A 17,205-nucleotide genomic window follows, 5' to 3' on the forward strand; every position below is an offset into this window, starting at 1 on the left:
CCCCCGACACCTCCCCCGCTAGGGGGAGGATCTAACCTGACCTCAGACCACGCCCTTCGCCCGCAGCCCCTCGACCGCCTCCGCGCTCATCCCCGCCACCTCGGTCAGCACCGCCTCCGTATGCTCCCCCAGCGTCGGTCCCGGCCACCGCACGCCGCCGGGCGTCTCGGTCAGCTTCGGAAACGCGTTCTGCATCTTCAGCTGCCCAAACACCGGATGCGCCACGGTCACGATCGACTCCCGCGCCACGAACTGCGGGTCGTCGATCATGTCGGGCGCGCGATAGATCCGGCCCGTCGCCAGGCCGGCTTCCTGCAGCTTGGGCAACAGGTCGTCGATGTCCTGATCGAGCGTCCAAGCGGCGATGCGAGCGTCCAGTTCGGTCTGGTTCGCGCCCCGCGCGGCGTGGTCGCGGTAGCGGACGTCCTCGGCCAGATCCGGGCGGCCCATCAGGTCGCACAGGCGTTTGAACAGGGTGTCCTGGTTGGCGCCGATCAGGACGAGTTCGCCGGACTTGGTCGGATAGACGTTCGACGGCGCGATTCCGGGCAGCACGGCGCCGGAACGCTCGCGGACATAGCCGGTCAGGTCGTATTCGGTGATCAGGTTCTCCATCACCGTCAGCACGCTCTCGTAGATCGCCGCGTCGACCACCTGACCGCGCCCCGTGCGCTGGCGGGCGTGCAGGGCCATCATCACGCCCAGGGCGGCGTTCAGGCCCGACAGGCTGTCGCCGATCGAGATGCCGGCGCGGGCCGGGTTGCGGTCGGGCTCGCCGGTGATGTGGCGCAGACCGCCCATGGCCTCGCCAACCAGGGCGTAGCCGGCGCGCTTCGAATAGGGGCCCGTCTGTCCGAACCCGGACACCCGCGCCATGACCAGGCCCGGATTGGTCTTGGCCAGGTCCTCATAGCCCATGTCCCACTTTTCCAGGGTGCCGGGACGGAAGTTCTCGACCACCACGTCGGCCTTGGCGATCAGGGCGCGGGCGATGTCGCGACCTTCGTCCGTGCGCAGATCGACGGTGACGGACTTCTTGTTGCGGCCGATCACCGGCCACCAGGGCGACAGGCCCTTGGGCTTGGAGCGCCCCCACTGACGCATCGGATCGCCGACCTTGGGGTCCTCCAGCTTGATGACCTCGGCGCCGAAGTCGCCCAGCACCTGGCCGCAGAACGGCCCGGCGATCAGCGAACCCATCTCGATCACGCGCAGTCCGGCCAATGGACCCTGGGTCATCGCATTCTCCCCCGCCTGCAACGGAACCGTTCACGGCGCCGTGAGGTTTTGTTGATCACCCGGCGCAGTGCGCCGCCGAGCTTTCAAGAACCTCTAAGAAAAACGCGTAGGGAAAGACAGAGCCATGACCCGTCACATTCTGATCAGCGCCGCCGCCGTCGCCGCGCTCAGCCTCGCCGCCTGCGGCCAGAAGGCCGATGAAACCAAGGGCGCCGCGACCCCGGCCGAACAGGCCGCCACGCCGGACGCCAACCCCGCCGCCACCGTGCCGACCCCGGCGGACGAGACCAAGGCCGACGTCTTTGTCGCCAAGGCCGCTGCCAGCGACATGTTCGAGATCGAAGCCGCCAAGGTCGCCGCCAAGCGCTCGACCAACGCCTCGGTGAAGAAGTTCGCCGCGTCGATGGAAAAAGCCCACATGGCCACCACCGAAGAGCTCAAGGCCGCCATCGCCGCATCGGGCGCCGCCCTGACCCCGCCGACCGCCCTGCCGGAAGACCTGCAAGGCAAGCTGGACGACCTGAACAAGGCCGACGCCAAGGACTTCGACAAGAAGTACGCCGACAGCCAGGTCGACGCCCACCAGGCGGCCCTGAACCTGCTGCAGCGCTACGCCCAGGATGGCGACACCGGCGCCCTGAAGGCCTTCGCCGCCGCCACGGCCCCGAAGGTCCAGGAGCACCTGAACATGGCCGAGGGCCTGAAGAAGGGCTTCGACACCGGCGAGGACGTCGCCAAGGCCAAAGAGGGCCACTAAGCGCATCGGCCCGAAAAGTGGGAACCGGTTTTCGGGTTAGCTGATGCGAAGAAAAGACTAGGGAATGGCGTAGGCGACGGTCGCTTTGGCGGCCGCTCGCTCGCGGCCTTCCGTCCACATCAGGACATCGGCCGTCGCGATGCGGCGGCCGAGCTTGAGCAGCGCAGCCTCGGCATAGAGATCGCCGGGCTGGCAGCCCCTCAGGAAATGAATGTTTAGCGAGGTGGTCACCGCCATGGCCACCTCGCCGATGTGCGCCAGGATCACGGCATAGGCCGCCGTGTCGGCCAGGCCCATCAGGGTCGGTCCCGAGATCACCCCGCCCGGCCGCAGGTGCCGGCTCAAATGCGGCAGCTTCAGCAAAGCTCGCCCCGGCCCAACCTCGACCACCGAGGCGATGTGCTCGGGATCGATATCGGGAAAGGCGCGGCGCAGGAACGCGTTCAGCGCTCCGGCGTCCATCTGGATCGCCGCCTCCGTCACTGAGCGCCGACCTTGACCGTGTTGTCATCGCCGTTGCGGTCGATCACCGTGTTGTAAGGATCGATGCCGGCGAAGGTCGGAGCCTTGGCCACCGTGAAGGTGAAGGTCTGGACGCCCGACCGGATCGGCCGGCGCTGATAGGCCACCACGTTCTTGGCGTCGAAGCCCTTGTCGCCCGGCTTGGCCGTGAACAGGCCGATGTCCATGGTCTCGTTCAGCGACGCGGGCGTCTCCTTGCCCTTGCCGTCGGCATATTTCTTGACGGCATCGATCGTGACCGTGACGTCGAACTTGCCGTCGGCGCGCGTCTTCACCACCGCCGACTTGGTCTTCAGGTCGTACAGGGTGATCTTCTCGAACAGGTCGGTGATCAGCGCCTGCTTGTCGGCCGGCGCCTCGGCGCGGAGGATCGTCAGGAAGTCGGTGGTGATCGGATACGGCGCGCCCTTGAAGGCGTGGTCGGCGATCAGCTTGCGCAGGGCGCGGTTGACCGTCTCCTCGCCCAGCTGGTCCTGCAGGCGATACATGACCAGCGAGCCCTTGCGGTAATAGACATAGGGCTGGGTCTCGACCTTGTAGAGCGGCTGTTCGTCCAGGACGTCGCCGCCGCGCGCGCGCAGATAGCTGTCCAGCTCGAACTTCAGGAACCGGCGGATCTGCGCCTCGCCATAGGTGCGCTTCATGACCATCAGGGCCGAGTACTGGGCGAAGGTCTCGCTCAGCATCGCCCCGCCCTGCTGGTCGGCGCCGATCACCTGGTGGGCCCACCACTGGTGGCCGATTTCGTGGGCGCCAACGTAGGTGACCATGTCGATCTTGGTCGGGTCGCGGTAGTCGGAGATGAAGAACATCCCCTCCGACCACGGAATGGTGTTGGCGAACGACTGGGCGAACTGTTCGTAGTCGGGGAACTCCTGGAAGCGCAGCTGGCGGAACTGATAGGGGCTGAAATTGGTCCCCATATAGTCCAGCGAGCGCTTCATCGACTGCTTCATGCGGTCGATGTTCCAGGTGTGCTGGGGATCGTAATAGACCGCCAGCTGGACGCCCTTGTAGGTCTCCTCGGCCACCTTGTAGCGGGCCGACTGGATCGAGACGAACGGCATGATCGGCGCCTCGGTGACGAAGCGGGCGATGCGGCGGTCACCCTTCACCGTGTCCGAGACCTTGTAGCCCGGCGCGATCGGCGTCTGGTCGGCTTCGGTCGAGACGGTGATGTCGGAGGTGACGAAGTCGGCGTCCTTGCGCAGGCCGTTGAACTGGCGGGAGGCGACATCGCCCAGCTTGGCCATGCGCCGCTCGGGCGGCAGGCCGTACTTGCGGCGCTTGGCGCGGTCCTGCAGCAAACCATCGCGCGACATGCCCAGGATCGGCGCGATCTCCATGTTGTTGACGAAGGTGCCGTTGTCGACGACCCGGTGCTCCTGGCCGCTGTTGGGGAAGCCCAGCTGGCCCCGCTGGGTGATGAAGCTCATCTTGCGCCGCTCGCCCGGCGCCATCGGCGTGTCGAAGGCGAAGATGCGGTAGTTGAACTTCTCGAACGTCTTCTTGGGCCGCGCGCCCTCGATCGACAGACCCTTGACCTTGAGGTCGCGGTCGAAGCGGACGTGGATCTCCTTCAGCGCCGCGCCGGTGCGGTTCTCGAAGATGTACGAGCCCTTGGTCTCGATGCTGGGCGTATGCGGCCGCACGTCGACGTCCAGCGTCATGGACACGATCTTGGGCTGGGGGGTGTTCTCGAACGGCAGCAGGGTCTTTTCGTAGTCGGCCTGCCACTTCTCGCCGTCGATGCGGGTCCGGTACTCGTTCCAGACATTGGTGTTCATATAGATGAAGCCGCCCAAGGCCACGAACACGACCAGAGCGCCGCCGGCCAGGATCCCGGCCCCGCCCTTCAGGCGCAGCGGCAGCCGGCGCAGGCGCGGCAAGAGGCGCGTCTCGGTCCCGCGCCGCCACAGGCCATAGGCGGCCACCAGCAGGATCAGGGCAAAGGCGCTCCAATAGGCGCGCAGCCACCAGGCGCCGATCCAGAACTTGCCCAGGCCATTCATGTCCGAGAACGGCGTGTCGGTGACCGCGCCGTAGTTGTAGAGCTTGTGCTCGAAGCCCAGGTTCACGAACGTGATGGTGGTGACCATGTAGATCACCATCAGGCCCCAGCCGATGAACTTGTGCGGGCTGATCGCCTGCAGGAACACGGCGAACACCGCCAGCAGGATCCAGTCGACGGTCTGGGGCAGGACGTACCACAGCAGGTATTTGTCGAGCTCGAAGTTGAAGTAGCCGTGGAACACCTGGCTGACGATCGCGGCCAGCACGCTGACCAGCAGGGTCGAGACCAGCACCAGGCTGATGGCCAGGGTCTTGGGCGCCACGAAGGCCCAGTCGGGCACGGGCGTGGCGTCGATGATCTCGTGGGTCTTCTTCTCGCGCTCGCGCCAGACCAGCTCGCCCGAATAGTAGATGGCGATGATCATCGGGATCAGGCCGAACGAACCCAACAGCGGCTGCAGCAGCACGCGGGTCACCGGATAGACCACGCCGCCGTAACGGCCGGCCTCGGTGGCGAACCACAGCGAACCCATGGCGTTGGCCAACCCTAAGGCCAGCAGCACGAAATAGGCCGGGCTCTTGAACACCTGGCCCATGTCCAGGCGGGTGCGCATCACCAGCTGAGCCCAGGCGGTCTTGCGGTCGAACACCGGCTGCGGCAGCGAGCCGGTCAAAGCTTGTGGCGCGGCCTCATCCTCGGCCTTGGCCTTCTTGCTTTTCTTGACCTTGCGCTGGCCCGACAGGTCGGCCGACTGGAAGCGGAACAGGCCATAGGCGGCGACCAGGAACACGGCCGACAGCACCAGCACGAAGACGCGATTGAACAGCAGCACGCCGGAGAGCGGCGGCACCAGGCTGTTGCGCTCGCTGGCCGTCCAGTACTTGGCGACCAGGCCATAGGCGGCGGTGCCGAGCGGTTCGAAATTGGCGGCGATCTTCTCGTATTCGGGCCGATCCAGCGCGATGTTGGCGATGATCCACAGCACCATGAAGGCGATGACGCCGACATAGGTCCACATCATCGACCGGGTCACCGTGGCCAGGGCGAAGAACAGCGCTGAGGTCAGCAGGATCGACGGCAGGGCCAGGCCGAAATAGGCGAACAGATAGGCGTGCAGGTCGTTGGGGCCCAGGCGCTCGGGATCGATCCACGGCATGAACGAGCCGATCCAGATGGCCAGCGGCACGACCAGGAACGAGATCGCCGCCGCCAGGAACGCGCCCGTGAAGCGGCCGTACAGATAGTCGAACTTCCTGACCTGGGTGGACCGCAGGATCGGTCCGAAGCCGGTCTCGTCGTCACGCACCACCACATTGGCCACGAAGGCCGTAGTGACGAACATGTAGAAGATCGACAGGATCAAGTGGGTCTGGGCGATCGCGAACGGCGCGTTGCGGTGGATGTTGCCGCCGCCCCCGATCTGGATCTGGTCGATCGTCGCCGCCCCGAAGGTCAGCAGGAAAAAGATGGTCGCCACCACCCAGAAGACGGGCGACTTCAATTGGTAACGGAGCTCGAAGCCCGCGATCTTGCCAAACATCAGACCGCTCCCCGTCAGGCCGCCCGCCGCGTCGTCGAGAGAGTGGAGAAATAGACGTCCTCCAGCCCGCCCTCGACAGGGGTGAAGCCCTCGCCGGGATTGTCGTCCGACAGGATGTGGATGACCGTCCGGCCGGCCAGCAGGCGGGTCGAGATGACCTTGTAGCGGGCCTTGGCGGCCTCCAGCTCGGCCTTGTCGATGATCTTCTTCCAGATCCGGCCCTTCAGCTGGCCGACCAGCTCGGCCGGCGCGCCTTCGCGCACGATACGGCCGTCGCAGATGATGGCCATGGCCGGGCACAGGTCGCTGACGTCCTCGACGATGTGGGTCGAGAGAATCACCACTACGTTCTCGCCGATCTCGGCCAGCAGGTTCAGGAAGCGGTTGCGCTCTTCGGGGTCGAGGCCCGCCGTGGGCTCATCGACGATGATCAGGCGCGGATCGCCGATCAGGGCCTGGGCGATGCCGAAGCGCTGGCGCATGCCGCCCGAGAAGCCGGCGATGGCCTTCTTGCGCACGTTCCACAGGTTCACCTGGTTCAATAGGTGCTCGACCGTGGCCTTGCGTTCCTTGGCCCCGGAGACGCCCTTCAGCACCGCCATGTGGTCCAGCATGTCGTAGGCCGAGACGCGCGGATAGACGCCGAAGTCCTGGGGCAGATAACCCAGGGTCTTGCGCAGTTCCTCGGGCGTCTTCAGCACGTCGATGTCGCCGAAGCGGATGTGGCCCGAGGTCGGGGCCTGCAGCGTGGCGATGGTGCGCATCAGGGTCGACTTGCCCGCGCCGTTCGGGCCCAGCAGCCCGTACATGCCGCGTGGAATCGTCAGGCTGACCTCGTCCAGAGCACGCGTACCGTTGCCATAAACGTGAGTCAGATTTTCGATGATGAGCATGCGCGTCCTAAAGCCCCCAATAAGCCGCCAATATCCCCGACCGTGACATGACGCGACGGCGCGGACCGGAGCAAGTGAAAGAACATTTAGGCGAAGACCTCAACCGCAGGATTTCTGAACGGCGACCACTTTGCGGCCTCGATCCCGGCGGGGGTTTTGGCGTACGGATTTTGGGTCTACAGGAGGCGCCATGACGACCTATGCCTTTCCCCCGCACGCCATTCCGACGGTCCCGGTGGAGGGCCAAGGAGGCGAATCTCATTCGGTCTTCCCGGTGCGTCGCATCCTGTGCGTCGGCCGCAACTACGCCGCCCACGCCCGCGAAATGGGCGCCGATACGCGTGACCCGCCGTTCTTCTTCAGCAAGCCCGCCGACGCGATCGCGCCGCTGAAAGGCGAAATCGCCTATCCGCCGGCGACCAGCGACCTGCATCACGAGATCGAGCTGGTCGTGGCGCTGAAAAGCGGCGGCGCGAACCTGACGCCCGAGCAAGCCTTGGAAGCCGTGTTCGGCTACGCGGTCGGCGTTGATTTGACCCGCCGCGACCTGCAAGGCGCGGCCAAGGCCAAGGGCCAGCCGTGGGAAGCCGGCAAGGCCTTCGACGAAAGCGCCCCGATCACCGCCATCCGGGTGATGGACGCTCCGACGCCGGAAGCCGCCGTCACCCTGTCGGTCAACGGCCAGGAACGCCAGCGCGGCGAGGTCGGCGACATGATCTGGAACGTCGGCGAGGTCATCGCCAAGGCCAGCGAACTGTGGACCCTGGCCGCCGGCGACCTGATCTTCACCGGCACCCCCGAGGGCGTCGGCGCCATCGCGCGCGGCGACAAGGTCGTCGGCGAGGTCGAGGGCGTCGGCCGCCTTGAGTTCACCCTCGTCTAGGAGCGCGCCGTGAAGCTCGTCCTGCACAGCGCCAAGCGCGCCGCCGCGCCCTATCGGGTGCGCATCGGCCTGAACCTGAAGGGCCTGCCCTACGAGCTGCGGCCCGTGGACCTGGTGGCCAACGCCCATCACGAAGACGCCTATCGCGCCCTCAACGCCCAGGCCCTGGTGCCGACGCTCGAGGTCGACGGCCGGCCGCTGACCCAGAGCCTGGCCATCCTGGAATGGCTGGACGAGGTCTCGCACGAGCCCGCCCTGCTGCCGGCCACGGCCTATGAGCGCGCCATCGTGCGGAGCATGGCTGAGATCATCGCCTGCGACATTCACCCGCTGAACAACCTGCGGGTCCAGCGCCAGCTGACGGCCTTGGGCGTCGGCGAGACCGACCGCAACGCCTGGACCGCGCGCTGGATCAGCGACGGCTTTCACGCCCTCGAACCCATGGTCGCCCAGCACTCGGGCGGCTTCGCGTTCGGCGACGCGCCGGGCCTGGTGGACTGCTGCCTGGTGCCGCAGGTGTTCAACGCCGGCCGTTTCAATGTCGACCTTTCCCCCTTCCCGGCGATCCAGGCCGCCGCCGCCCGCGCGGCCAAGCACCCGGCCATCGCCGCCGCCCATCCAGACCATCATCCGGAGCGCTAGATGCTTGAAGACCTGAAAGCCAACAACCGCGCCTGGTCGAAGAGCAAGACCCAGATCGATCCGGAGTTCTTCAAGCGCCTGGAGAACCAGCAGAGCCCCGAATATCTCTGGATCGGCTGCAGCGACAGCCGCGTGCCGGCCAACGAGATCGTCGGCCTGGATCCGGGCGAGCTGTTCGTGCACCGCAACGTCGCCAACCTGGCCCCGCCGCAGGACGCCAACTACCTGTCCGTGCTGCAGTTCGCGGTCGACGTGCTGAAGGTCAAGCACGTGATGGTCGTCGGCCACTATGGCTGCGGCGGCGTGGCGGCGGCCATCGACGGCCAGCGCCGGGGCCTCGTGGACCACTGGCTGCACCCGATCCGCGAGGTCCATGCCGAGCACAAGCACGAGCTGGAAGCGATCCCGGAAAAGCGCGACATGCTCGACCGCCTGACCGAGCTGAACGTCGCCCGCCAGGTGCGCAACGTCGCCGCCGACGTCTTCGTCCAGGACGCCTGGGCGCGCGGCCAGCAGCTGGCCGTGCACGGCTGGGTCTATTCGCTGGCCGACGGCCTGGTGAACGACCTCAACATCGGCATCGCCAGCCGCGAGGACTATGAGCGGACCATCGCCGACACGGTGGTGCAGGATCGTCCGTTCTGGAAGCGGGAAGACGGCTAACCGCCCTTGATCCGCACCTTGGCCGTCACCCGGCGGCCTTGGGCGTCGACCACCGCCAGTTTGTAGAAGCCCGGCGCGCTGGGCTTCCAGATGGCGCGGCCGCTGACCGGATCGGGGTCCAGCGGCTGGCCTTCTACATACCAGGTCAGGCCTTCGCCCTCGGCGGCGAGGACCAGGCCCCGCGCCTTGGCGCCCAAGGCGTCGACCTGCACCGACGCGCCGTCGGGCGGGAAGATCAGGCGGGGGCCGGCGTGCTCGGCCTGCAGCTTCTGCAACGCCAGAGGCGCTGACTTCGGCGCGATCGGGCGGGGGGCCGAGGTCTGGGTCCCGATGGCGTCGGCGACGTCGAACAGCAGGGGCAAGGCCGCGTCGCGTCCGGTGAGGCCACCGCGCGCGCCGCCGTCGGCCCGGCCGGTCCAGACCAGGATCGCATAACCCCCGACCACCCCGGCCGCCACCGCATCCCGGAAGCCGTACGAGGTGCCGGTCTTGAAGGCCATCGACGGCCCGCCGCGGGTCAGGGCCGACGGCGCGCGGCCGCGCGGGGCGGGAGCCTCGCGCAGGATGTCCAGAATCTGCTGCGCCGCCTCGGGCCGCACCAGGCGGTGACCGCTCGATCGCTCGCGGGTCTTGGCCTCGTCTTCGGTCCAGGCCAGCGGCTTGGCGATGCCGCTATCGCCCAAGGCCGCGTAGAGCATGACCAGGTCGCGCCAGGTGATGCCTTCGCCGCCCAGGGCCAGGGCCAGGCCGGCTTCCTTCAGCTGCGCTTTCGGACGCGCCAGGTGCGCCCCGGCGGCCTCGATGCGGCCGGCGAAGGTCTCGGGACCCAGCTTCTCCAGGGTGGCGACAGCCGGGACGTTCAGCGAGTGGGCCAGGGCCTCGCGCACCGTCACCTTGTCGTGGAAGACGCGGTCGAAGTTCTCGGGCTGGTAGTCGGCGAAGCGGGTGGCGCTGTCGGCCAGCTGGGTGTCGGCCGCGACCAGGCCGTCATCCATGGCCATGGCGTAGATGAAGGGCTTCAAGGCCGAGCCGGGCGAGCGCAGGGCGCGGGTCATGTCGACCCAGCCGCCGGCCAGGTCGCGGCCCGCCGAGCCGACGGCGGCGCGGACGGCGCGGCTCTTGATCTCGACCACCAGGATGGCGGCGGTGGCGTCCGGTCCTTGCGCGCCCGCCACGGCAGCGGCCATCGGCTCCAGTCGCGATTGCAGGTCGGCGTCGAGGGTCGAGACCACGCTGGCCTGGCTCTGCGGCGCGTTGCGGGCCAACTCGCCGGCGACGTGCCAGGCCAGGGCCGGGAACGGCGTGCGGCGTGGCAGGGGCTCGTTCTCGGCCTCGTAGGCGGCGGCCTGGCTGAGCGCGCCGGCGTGGACCATCTTCTCCAGCACAACGGTCCGAGCGCGCTTGGCGGCGTCGGGTCGGCGATCGGGACGGCGGGCCTCGGGCGACTGCGGCAGGGCAATCAGCATCGCCTGCTCGCCATCGGTCAGGCTGGACGGCTCATGGCCGAAATAGCTGAGACTGGCCGCCCGCGCGCCCTCCAGGTTGCCGCCATAGGGGGCCAGGGTCAGGTACAGGGCCAGGATCTCGCGCTTGGACAGCCGCGACTCCAGCTGCACGGCGCGGACCATCTCGATCAGCTTGGAGCCCAGGGTGCGCGGACGCGGCTCCAGCAGGCGCGCGGTCTGCATGGTCAGGGTCGAGGCCCCGGACGTCACCCGCCCGTGCGCCACCGCCGAGCCGATCGCCCGCGTCAGCGACAACGGATCGACGCCCAGGTGCCACCAGAACCGCGCGTCCTCGACCTTGATCAGGCGCTTCTGGAAGGTCGGGTCGGTGCGCTCAAGGTCGGCCCGGATCCGCCAGCGCCCGTCCTCGACCGGCAGAGCACGCAGCCACGCGCCGCGCCGATCCAGGGTGACCGGCGAGGAGTGTTTGGCCCGCGTCATGTCAGGCGGAAAGACCGCGCTGAGCGTGAACAGCGCGGTCTCGACGGCGAGGGCGATCACCAGGCCCTTGGTGATCGCCCCGACACTGGGTCGCCTCACTGCCCCGGCGCGATCGTCGCGCGCGAGGCTTCCGAGCGGCCGACCACCGCCGGACGGTACATGTCCTTGGCCACCGCGCCCGGCAGGAAGAAGCTGCCCGGCGTCACCGCCCGCGCCACATAGGCCAGGGCGAACGACTTGCCGCCCTCCAGGTCCAGTGCGGCGATGAAGCGGTCGTCGCGGCTTTCCTGGACGTCGGCGGCGGTCAGGGTCCCGAGGAATTTGAACGGGCCGTTCTGGGCGTCGTCGGCGCCCAGGGTGGTCTCGATCTCGAAGCCGGCGGGCAGGGCGTCGTCGACCACCAGGGCCGTCGAGCGGGACTGCTGGTTGGAACCCGAGACCAGCACGATCACCCGGTCGCCCTGGCGGATCGTGCTCGGATCGATCGCGCCGCCGCCCATCGACAGCAGGCGCTTGGACACCGACAGGCCTTGCGCCGTCGCGCCCGGCGCCGAGGTCGGGGTGCCGCGCACGGAGACCGTCCGCCACAGCGTCCCCTTGCCGGTGTTGACGAACTTGGCGTCGGCCAGCTTGCCCACCGCCCAGCGCGGCGCGCCGCCGGCCGGCGGCAGGGCGTTGGCCCCCTTGGCGTCGATCGACATCGGGCCCGAGGCCTGGATCAGGGCGTTGGCCGCGTGCAGCAGCGCCGCCTGTTCCTGGGTGTTCAAGGCGTCGGGGTCCTTGCTGACGTTCTCGAGGCGCGCCTGCATCTGGCGCGCGATGTCCATCATGTTGGACTCGGCCGCCAGGGCGGTGACCACCGCGGTGTCGCGCAGGGTCGACTGGTACCAATCCTGCTCGTCGCGATAGCCCAGCGAAGAGACCGCCTGGCGCATGGCCGAGCGGGCGCGGGCGTTGTCGCCCATGCGGGCTAGGCCGGCGGCCACGTAAGCCTTGGCGACCGGCTGGCTCTCGTCCTTCATCTGCACGTCGTGCCACCAGCGCAGGCGGGCGAGATCCCCCTTGCCGGCCTTGGCCATCACATAGAGGGCGTAGGCGCTGGCGCGGCGGCGCATGCGTTCGGTGGCCTTCTTGGAGGCGTCTTCGTTCGACGCCCACCAACCCGGATACTCCATGCGATAGGCGACCGAGGCCCAGCCTTCCGGCCGGCTGACCTGACGCATGGCCCCGACGGCCTTGTCGATGGCGTTGTCGGGCACGGCCACGCCCTGGGCGCGGGCCTCCAGCAGGAAGTCGACGACATAGGCCCCCAGCCACGGATCAGCCTCGCCGTCACCGACGCGCCACAGGCCGAACGCGCCGTCCATCGTCTGGCGGTCCAGCAGCTTGCCCACTGCGCCGGCCAGGGCGGCCGGGGTGCGCTTCAGTTTCGGGTCGTTTGAGAAGGTCTGGGCGTACAGCAGCGGATAGGCCGTCGAGACCAGTTGCTCGGTGCAGCCATACGGATAACGCTGCAGCGCCACCGCGATCGCCGAGGGGTCGAAGCCCCGGATCGGCGAGTAGCTGACCTGCATGGTCACGTCGCCCGCCGCCAGGCCCGACAGCAGGCTGTAGGGCGGGGTGTAGGCCTCGCCGGGCTTCTGGATCTCGGTGGTGGTGCGCACCACGTCGCCCCAGCCCAGGCGGGTCTGGATCGGATAGTCCTTGCTGGTCGCGAAGCCCGGGCCGGCGACCTTGAAGCCGATCTTGCCGATGCCCGTGACGTCCGGCGCCAGGAAGGGGATCTTCTCGGCGATGCGCTGGCCCAGGATCAGCTGGAACACCTTCTTGAAGGCGACCTTCAGGCCGTTGGTCGAGAACGCCTCGGCCGTATAGGCGCCCGGCTTGCCCTCCACATTGTGCAGCTCCAGCGTGGCATAGGCCTGGTCGCCCGGCGCCAGGAAGCGCGGCAGGTTCAGGTCGGCCACCACCGGCTGGCGCACGGTCAGGGGCTTGGAGGCCGAGCCGACGGCGGTGTCGGTCCAGGCCACTGCCTGGATGCGCAGCTCACCATTGAAGTCGGCGGCCGGCAGCTTGATCACCGCCTTGCCGTCCAACCCGGTCTCCACGACACCTGACCACAGGGCCACGGTCTTGATCGGGGTGGTCGTCAGGCCCTCGCCGCCGACCTCGTCGCCGCCGAAGTTGACGTTCGCCGGCGCGCCCATGTTCGGGTCGAGCAGGCGGCCGTAGTCGTCGCGATAGTTCAGGGTCAGGGCCCGCTTGCCGAAGTACCACTTCACCGGGTCGGGGCTGTCCTGGTGGGTCAGGCGCAGGATGCCCTCGTCCACCGCCGCGATGGTGATCTTGGCCTTCTGGCCAAAGCCCATGCCGGTCACCTTCACCGGGATCTCGACCGGCGCCTTGCTGTCGATCTTGGTCGGGGTCCCGAGATCCACGGTCAGCTTGCGGCCCTTGGGGTCGAGCGGGACATAGACCAGGCCCAGCGCGCGGCGGGGCTTGGGCGAAGCGACCGGGTCACGCGGCTGGATGACGCTGACCATGATATAGGCCCCGCCGCCCCAGGCGGCCGAGGTCTTCAGGCGCACGGTCGTGCCGTTCTCGCCGACCGTGACGGTCTTCAGATCGATCAGACGATCGGTGGCGACCGCGATCTGGGCCTCACCCGCATAAGGCGGCTTCAGCGTGACCTCGACCGTGTCGCCTTGAGCGTAGGACTTTGTGCCAGCGCTGACACGGACGACATCCGGCGCCTCGCCCTCGCGAGCGGGAGCGCCCCAGCCGGCCGAGAAGCGGGTGACGGTCTTGGCGCCATCCGCGCCCTCGATCTCGAGGCGATAGTCGCCCCAGCCCAGGCGGCGGGTAAACTTGGCGGGCGAACCGGCGCCGATATTGACCTGCGCCTTGGCCACGATCGCGTCGCGGCTGCTGCGCCGCCACTGCCAGCGGCCGTTCTGCTGGAACCAGTCATAGTCCCAGCGCTCGGCCACCAGGGTGTAGGTCGCGGTCGCGCCGATGCGCTGGCCGGCGGCGTTGACCGCAATCATGTCGAGGCTGACGGGCGGATCGCCCTTGCCGGCCTCGCCCTGGTCGACCTTGACGCCGTAGTAGACGGACTTGCCGCGCACCTTCAGGTCCAGGCCCTCGCGGACCGGACGGCCGCCCGGCTCGAACACCGAGGCGGTGACCGAGGCGACCAGCGGCTGGGCGGTGTCGCCCGCGTCCGTGGTCCCGACCGACAGGATCGCCCGGCCCTCGCCGTCGGTGACGGTCGAGCCCAGGTCGATATATTTCTCGTCGAAAGCCTTGGACTGGTCGCCCCACTGGAAGCCCTTATAGGCCGGGAACGGGTCGGTGTCGGCGCGCAGGCGGGCCTCGCCTTGCGTCTGCAGGCCAGCGCCGGGCGCGCCGTAGAGGAAGCGGGCCGAGACGTCGACCTTACGGGTCTCGCCGGCCGCGACCGGGACGGATTCCTGGCCCGTGGCGGTGACCGCCAGGCGTTGCGGCGCGAAGTCCTCGACCGAGAACGACAGGCTGCCGGTCTCGTCCTCGATGCCTTCGATATGCAGCTCGGCGGTCCAGCGGCCGCGCGGAGCCGAGCGGGGCAGGGCGATGTCGGCCAGCACCGCGCCGGCGTTTGCCTGGCTGAACGGATAGCGCTTGAATTCGACGCCCGAGGGCCGCTTGACCAGGATCTCGCCCTTGCGGTCGGTCACGGCCTTGGCCATGCGGTCGCGGACCATGGCGGTCAGGTGGACCGTCTCGCCGGGCCGGTAGATGCCGCGGTCGGCATAGAGGTAGCCGTCGATATCGGCCGCCACGCTGCGCCCATCGACGCCGCCCTCGGTGCGGCCGCCCACGCCCTGCTTGGACAGGTCGACCGGCGAGCGGTCCAGGTCCAGCAGCGCCAGGTCGCCTTGCGGGCCATAGGCCATGACCATCTTGGCGCGCTCAGCGCCTTGGCCCTTCAGCAGCGGACGCAGGAACCGCACGCGGCCGTCGGCGTCGCTGCTCGCTTCCGCAAGCGACTCGCCGTCGGCGGCGACCAGGGCCACGCGCACGCCCGACAAGGTCTTGGCGCTCTTCAGCGAGCGGACCACCACGTCCAGGCTTTCCGAACCGTCGTAGCCCAGCAGGGCCATGTCGGTGAACACGATCCAGCGGCGGGCCTGGGCGGGGTTGTTGTCGCCGTTCTCCTCGTCGGGATCGCGGCCGCCCGAGACGTCGCGCGCCTTGATGACAAAGGCGCCGGCCTTCATGTCCTTCAGCACCGCGCCCAGCGGGAAGACGGTGGTCGCCTTCTGGCCGGTCGCGCCGCCGGTGACCGGCACCGTGCCCTTCCAGACGCGGCGGCCGTCATCGCCCACCGAGTCGTCGCCATAGTCGCCGGCCCAGTCGCCCTCGCCGGTCGGATCAGGGGCGCTGATCGACTTGCGGACCAGGTTGCGGTCCGGCACGCGCCAGACCTCGACGGCCAGGGTCTGGACGTTGATCGTCTCGATGGCGACGCCGTCCGACTCCTCGCGCGGCAGGATCACGCCGTCGCCGGCGAAGCCGACATACGGCGGCTTCTCGCCGAAGGTGAAGTCGACATCGGCATTGGCCGTCAGCGTGTCGCCGCCCTTGGCCGGCAGGCCCTTCAGCAGGGTGATGCGGTGATCGGTGAAGCCGATGCCGCCCAGGCACAGCTCGTCGCCCTTCACCCGCACCGACGGCTGGCGGCCGATGTCGGGCGAGACCAGCACGAAGTCGGCATAGGACTTGGACGGATCCAGGTCCTTGCTCATGCGGATACAGGCCAGGGGATCGGAGCCGCTGCTGTCGACGCGGGTCTGCCAGACCGCGAAACCTTCGGGCTTGGGGATGCCACGACGGGGCGCATTGGCGCCGCGCGGCTTGCCGAACAGCGACCAGGCCTCGCCCTTGACCGACTGGACGCCGGCCGGCTTGCCGCCGCCGAAGAACATTCCGGCCTTGCCGACCGCGAAACCGCCGCCAAACCCGACGACCAGCGCCCCGGCCACGGCGATCGCCACCGGACCCTTCAGGGCCTGCGGCCAACGCTCGGCGACCTGCGCGCGGAAGCCATCCCAACGCGTCTTCAAGGAGGACTGGGTGTCGCGACCGCCTTCCGGCGGCGTCTGGTCCGTCGACATCCGTGTCTTCCCTTGATTTGCGCAGATTCCAGGCGAATTGAGCCTAAGCGCGACCAGGGGTCAACGGCAGTCGAATGACAGTGTTACGCTGAATACTTAAGCTTGATCAGGCGTCGAACGACACGACACCGGTGGCCAGATCATAGCAGGCCGAGACCACCTTCAGACGCCCCTCGTGGATGCGCTCGGCGAGGACGCCGTCGGCGACCTTCAGGCGGCCGGCGATGTCGCGGACGTTGCGGCGGATGGCGGCGTCCTGCAGGTCGGCGGGATGGGTCTCGTCGGCTTCCAACACGGCGGGGATGATCGGCAGCACCATCTCGTGCAGGGCGCCGTGCAGCTCGGCGTGCTTCTTGGCGACGTCCACGGCCGCGCCGACGGCGCCGCATTTGGTGTGGCCCAGCACGACGATCAGCGGCGCGCCCAGGTGCTCGACGGCATAGACGATCGAGCCCAGGCCCTCGCGGCCGACGGTCGAGCCGGCCACGCGGATCACGAACAGTTCGCCGAGATTGCAGTCGAAGACCAGCTCCGGCGCGGTGCGGCTGTCGGCGCAGCCGATGACCACCGCGAACGGCTTCTGACCCTTGGAGAGCTCGGCCACGCGGGCAAGGGTCGGCAGCATCAGGTTGGCGCCGCCGCGGGCGAAGATGGCGTTGCCATGCTTCAGACGGCCCAGGGCTTCTTCGGGCGAGACCTCCTGAGCGGGTGCGGCGGCGGCCGGAGCGTGAGCCGGCTCGGCTTCCATCGGTTTGACGCTGGCCAGGGCCTTGTCGAGCGCGGCCTTGTCGGTGGTCTGATGCTTGAGGGCCGAATGCGTGCGGCGGCCCTTCTTGGTCAGGAGGCTGGGCGAAGGGCCATCGCCCTCGGCGAAGGCCAGGGCCGGCGCGGCCATACCGGCCAGAGCCCCCAGCAGGATCCGTCTCGAAACCATCTCGTCCCCCGACGCG

11 protein-coding genes are annotated in these 17,205 nt (G+C 68.5%); 4 read left to right on the forward strand and 7 right to left on the reverse strand.

Going from position 1 to position 17,205, the window contains the following annotated elements:
• Window positions 1–42: 42 nt before the first annotated feature.
• Window positions 43–1,239: a CaiB/BaiF CoA transferase family protein gene (locus AC07NF_RS11665; protein ID WP_494626030.1), complete on the reverse strand. Its 1,197-nt coding sequence runs from the start codon at window positions 1,237–1,239 to the stop codon at window positions 43–45.
• Window positions 1,240–1,363: 124 nt separating this feature from the next.
• Between AC07NF_RS11665 and AC07NF_RS11670 the strand changes: the two genes are divergently transcribed.
• Complete coding sequence (locus AC07NF_RS11670; protein WP_494626032.1) at window positions 1,364–1,996, forward strand: DUF4142 domain-containing protein; 633 nt, start codon at window positions 1,364–1,366, stop codon at window positions 1,994–1,996.
• 57 nt (window positions 1,997–2,053) lie between these two features.
• Here AC07NF_RS11670 and AC07NF_RS11675 read toward each other — a convergent pair whose 3' ends face one another.
• From AC07NF_RS11675 to AC07NF_RS11685, 3 genes are read right to left on the reverse strand one after another with little or no spacing between them, the layout of a single operon-like run.
• Window positions 2,054–2,479, reverse strand: coding sequence for a PaaI family thioesterase (locus AC07NF_RS11675; RefSeq protein WP_492816464.1), 426 nt, complete (start codon window positions 2,477–2,479; stop codon window positions 2,054–2,056).
• Window positions 2,476–6,072, reverse strand: a complete 3,597-nt coding sequence (locus AC07NF_RS11680) for an ABC transporter permease/M1 family aminopeptidase (protein WP_494626035.1) — start codon at window positions 6,070–6,072, stop codon at window positions 2,476–2,478. The genes AC07NF_RS11675 and AC07NF_RS11680 overlap by 4 nt, the downstream gene beginning before the upstream one ends.
• Window positions 6,073–6,086: 14 nt before the next feature.
• The gene (locus AC07NF_RS11685) at window positions 6,087–6,965 is read right to left on the reverse strand and encodes an ABC transporter ATP-binding protein (protein WP_454718389.1); all 879 of its coding nucleotides are present in this window, start codon (window positions 6,963–6,965) and stop codon (window positions 6,087–6,089) included.
• 190 nt (window positions 6,966–7,155) lie between these two features.
• Here AC07NF_RS11685 and AC07NF_RS11690 point away from each other — a divergent pair, with 190 nt between their 5' ends.
• Genes AC07NF_RS11690 through AC07NF_RS11700 form a run of 3 tightly spaced genes read left to right on the forward strand, consistent with a single transcriptional unit; the run spans window position 7,156 to window position 9,153 of the window.
• Complete coding sequence (locus AC07NF_RS11690; protein ID WP_494626038.1) at window positions 7,156–7,848, forward strand: fumarylacetoacetate hydrolase family protein; 693 nt, start codon at window positions 7,156–7,158, stop codon at window positions 7,846–7,848.
• A gap of 9 nt (window positions 7,849–7,857) precedes the next feature.
• On the forward strand, window positions 7,858–8,490 hold the full coding sequence (gene maiA, locus AC07NF_RS11695) for a maleylacetoacetate isomerase (protein ID WP_492816458.1): 633 nt from the start codon (window positions 7,858–7,860) through the stop codon (window positions 8,488–8,490).
• Complete coding sequence (locus tag AC07NF_RS11700; protein WP_494626040.1) at window positions 8,491–9,153, forward strand: carbonic anhydrase; 663 nt, start codon at window positions 8,491–8,493, stop codon at window positions 9,151–9,153. It begins immediately after the preceding gene.
• Here the strand turns inward: AC07NF_RS11700 and pbpC are convergent.
• The 3 genes from pbpC to AC07NF_RS11715 all read right to left on the reverse strand — a co-directional run bounded on the left by pbpC (window position 9,150) and on the right by AC07NF_RS11715 (window position 17,189).
• On the reverse strand, window positions 9,150–11,198 hold the full coding sequence (gene pbpC, locus AC07NF_RS11705) for a penicillin-binding protein 1C (RefSeq protein WP_494626042.1): 2,049 nt from the start codon (window positions 11,196–11,198) through the stop codon (window positions 9,150–9,152). The genes AC07NF_RS11700 and pbpC overlap by 4 nt on opposite strands.
• Window positions 11,195–16,255 (reverse strand): alpha-2-macroglobulin family protein, encoded by a 5,061-nt coding sequence (locus tag AC07NF_RS11710; protein WP_494626044.1) that lies wholly within the window; start codon window positions 16,253–16,255, stop codon window positions 11,195–11,197. The genes pbpC and AC07NF_RS11710 overlap by 4 nt, the downstream gene beginning before the upstream one ends.
• Window positions 16,256–16,361: 106 nt before the next feature.
• Window positions 16,362–17,189, reverse strand: a complete 828-nt coding sequence (locus tag AC07NF_RS11715; protein WP_494626046.1) for a carbonic anhydrase — start codon at window positions 17,187–17,189, stop codon at window positions 16,362–16,364.
• Window positions 17,190–17,205 lie beyond the last annotated feature (16 nt).

Source organism: Caulobacter sp. GW821-FHT10A06, from assembly GCF_059415805.1.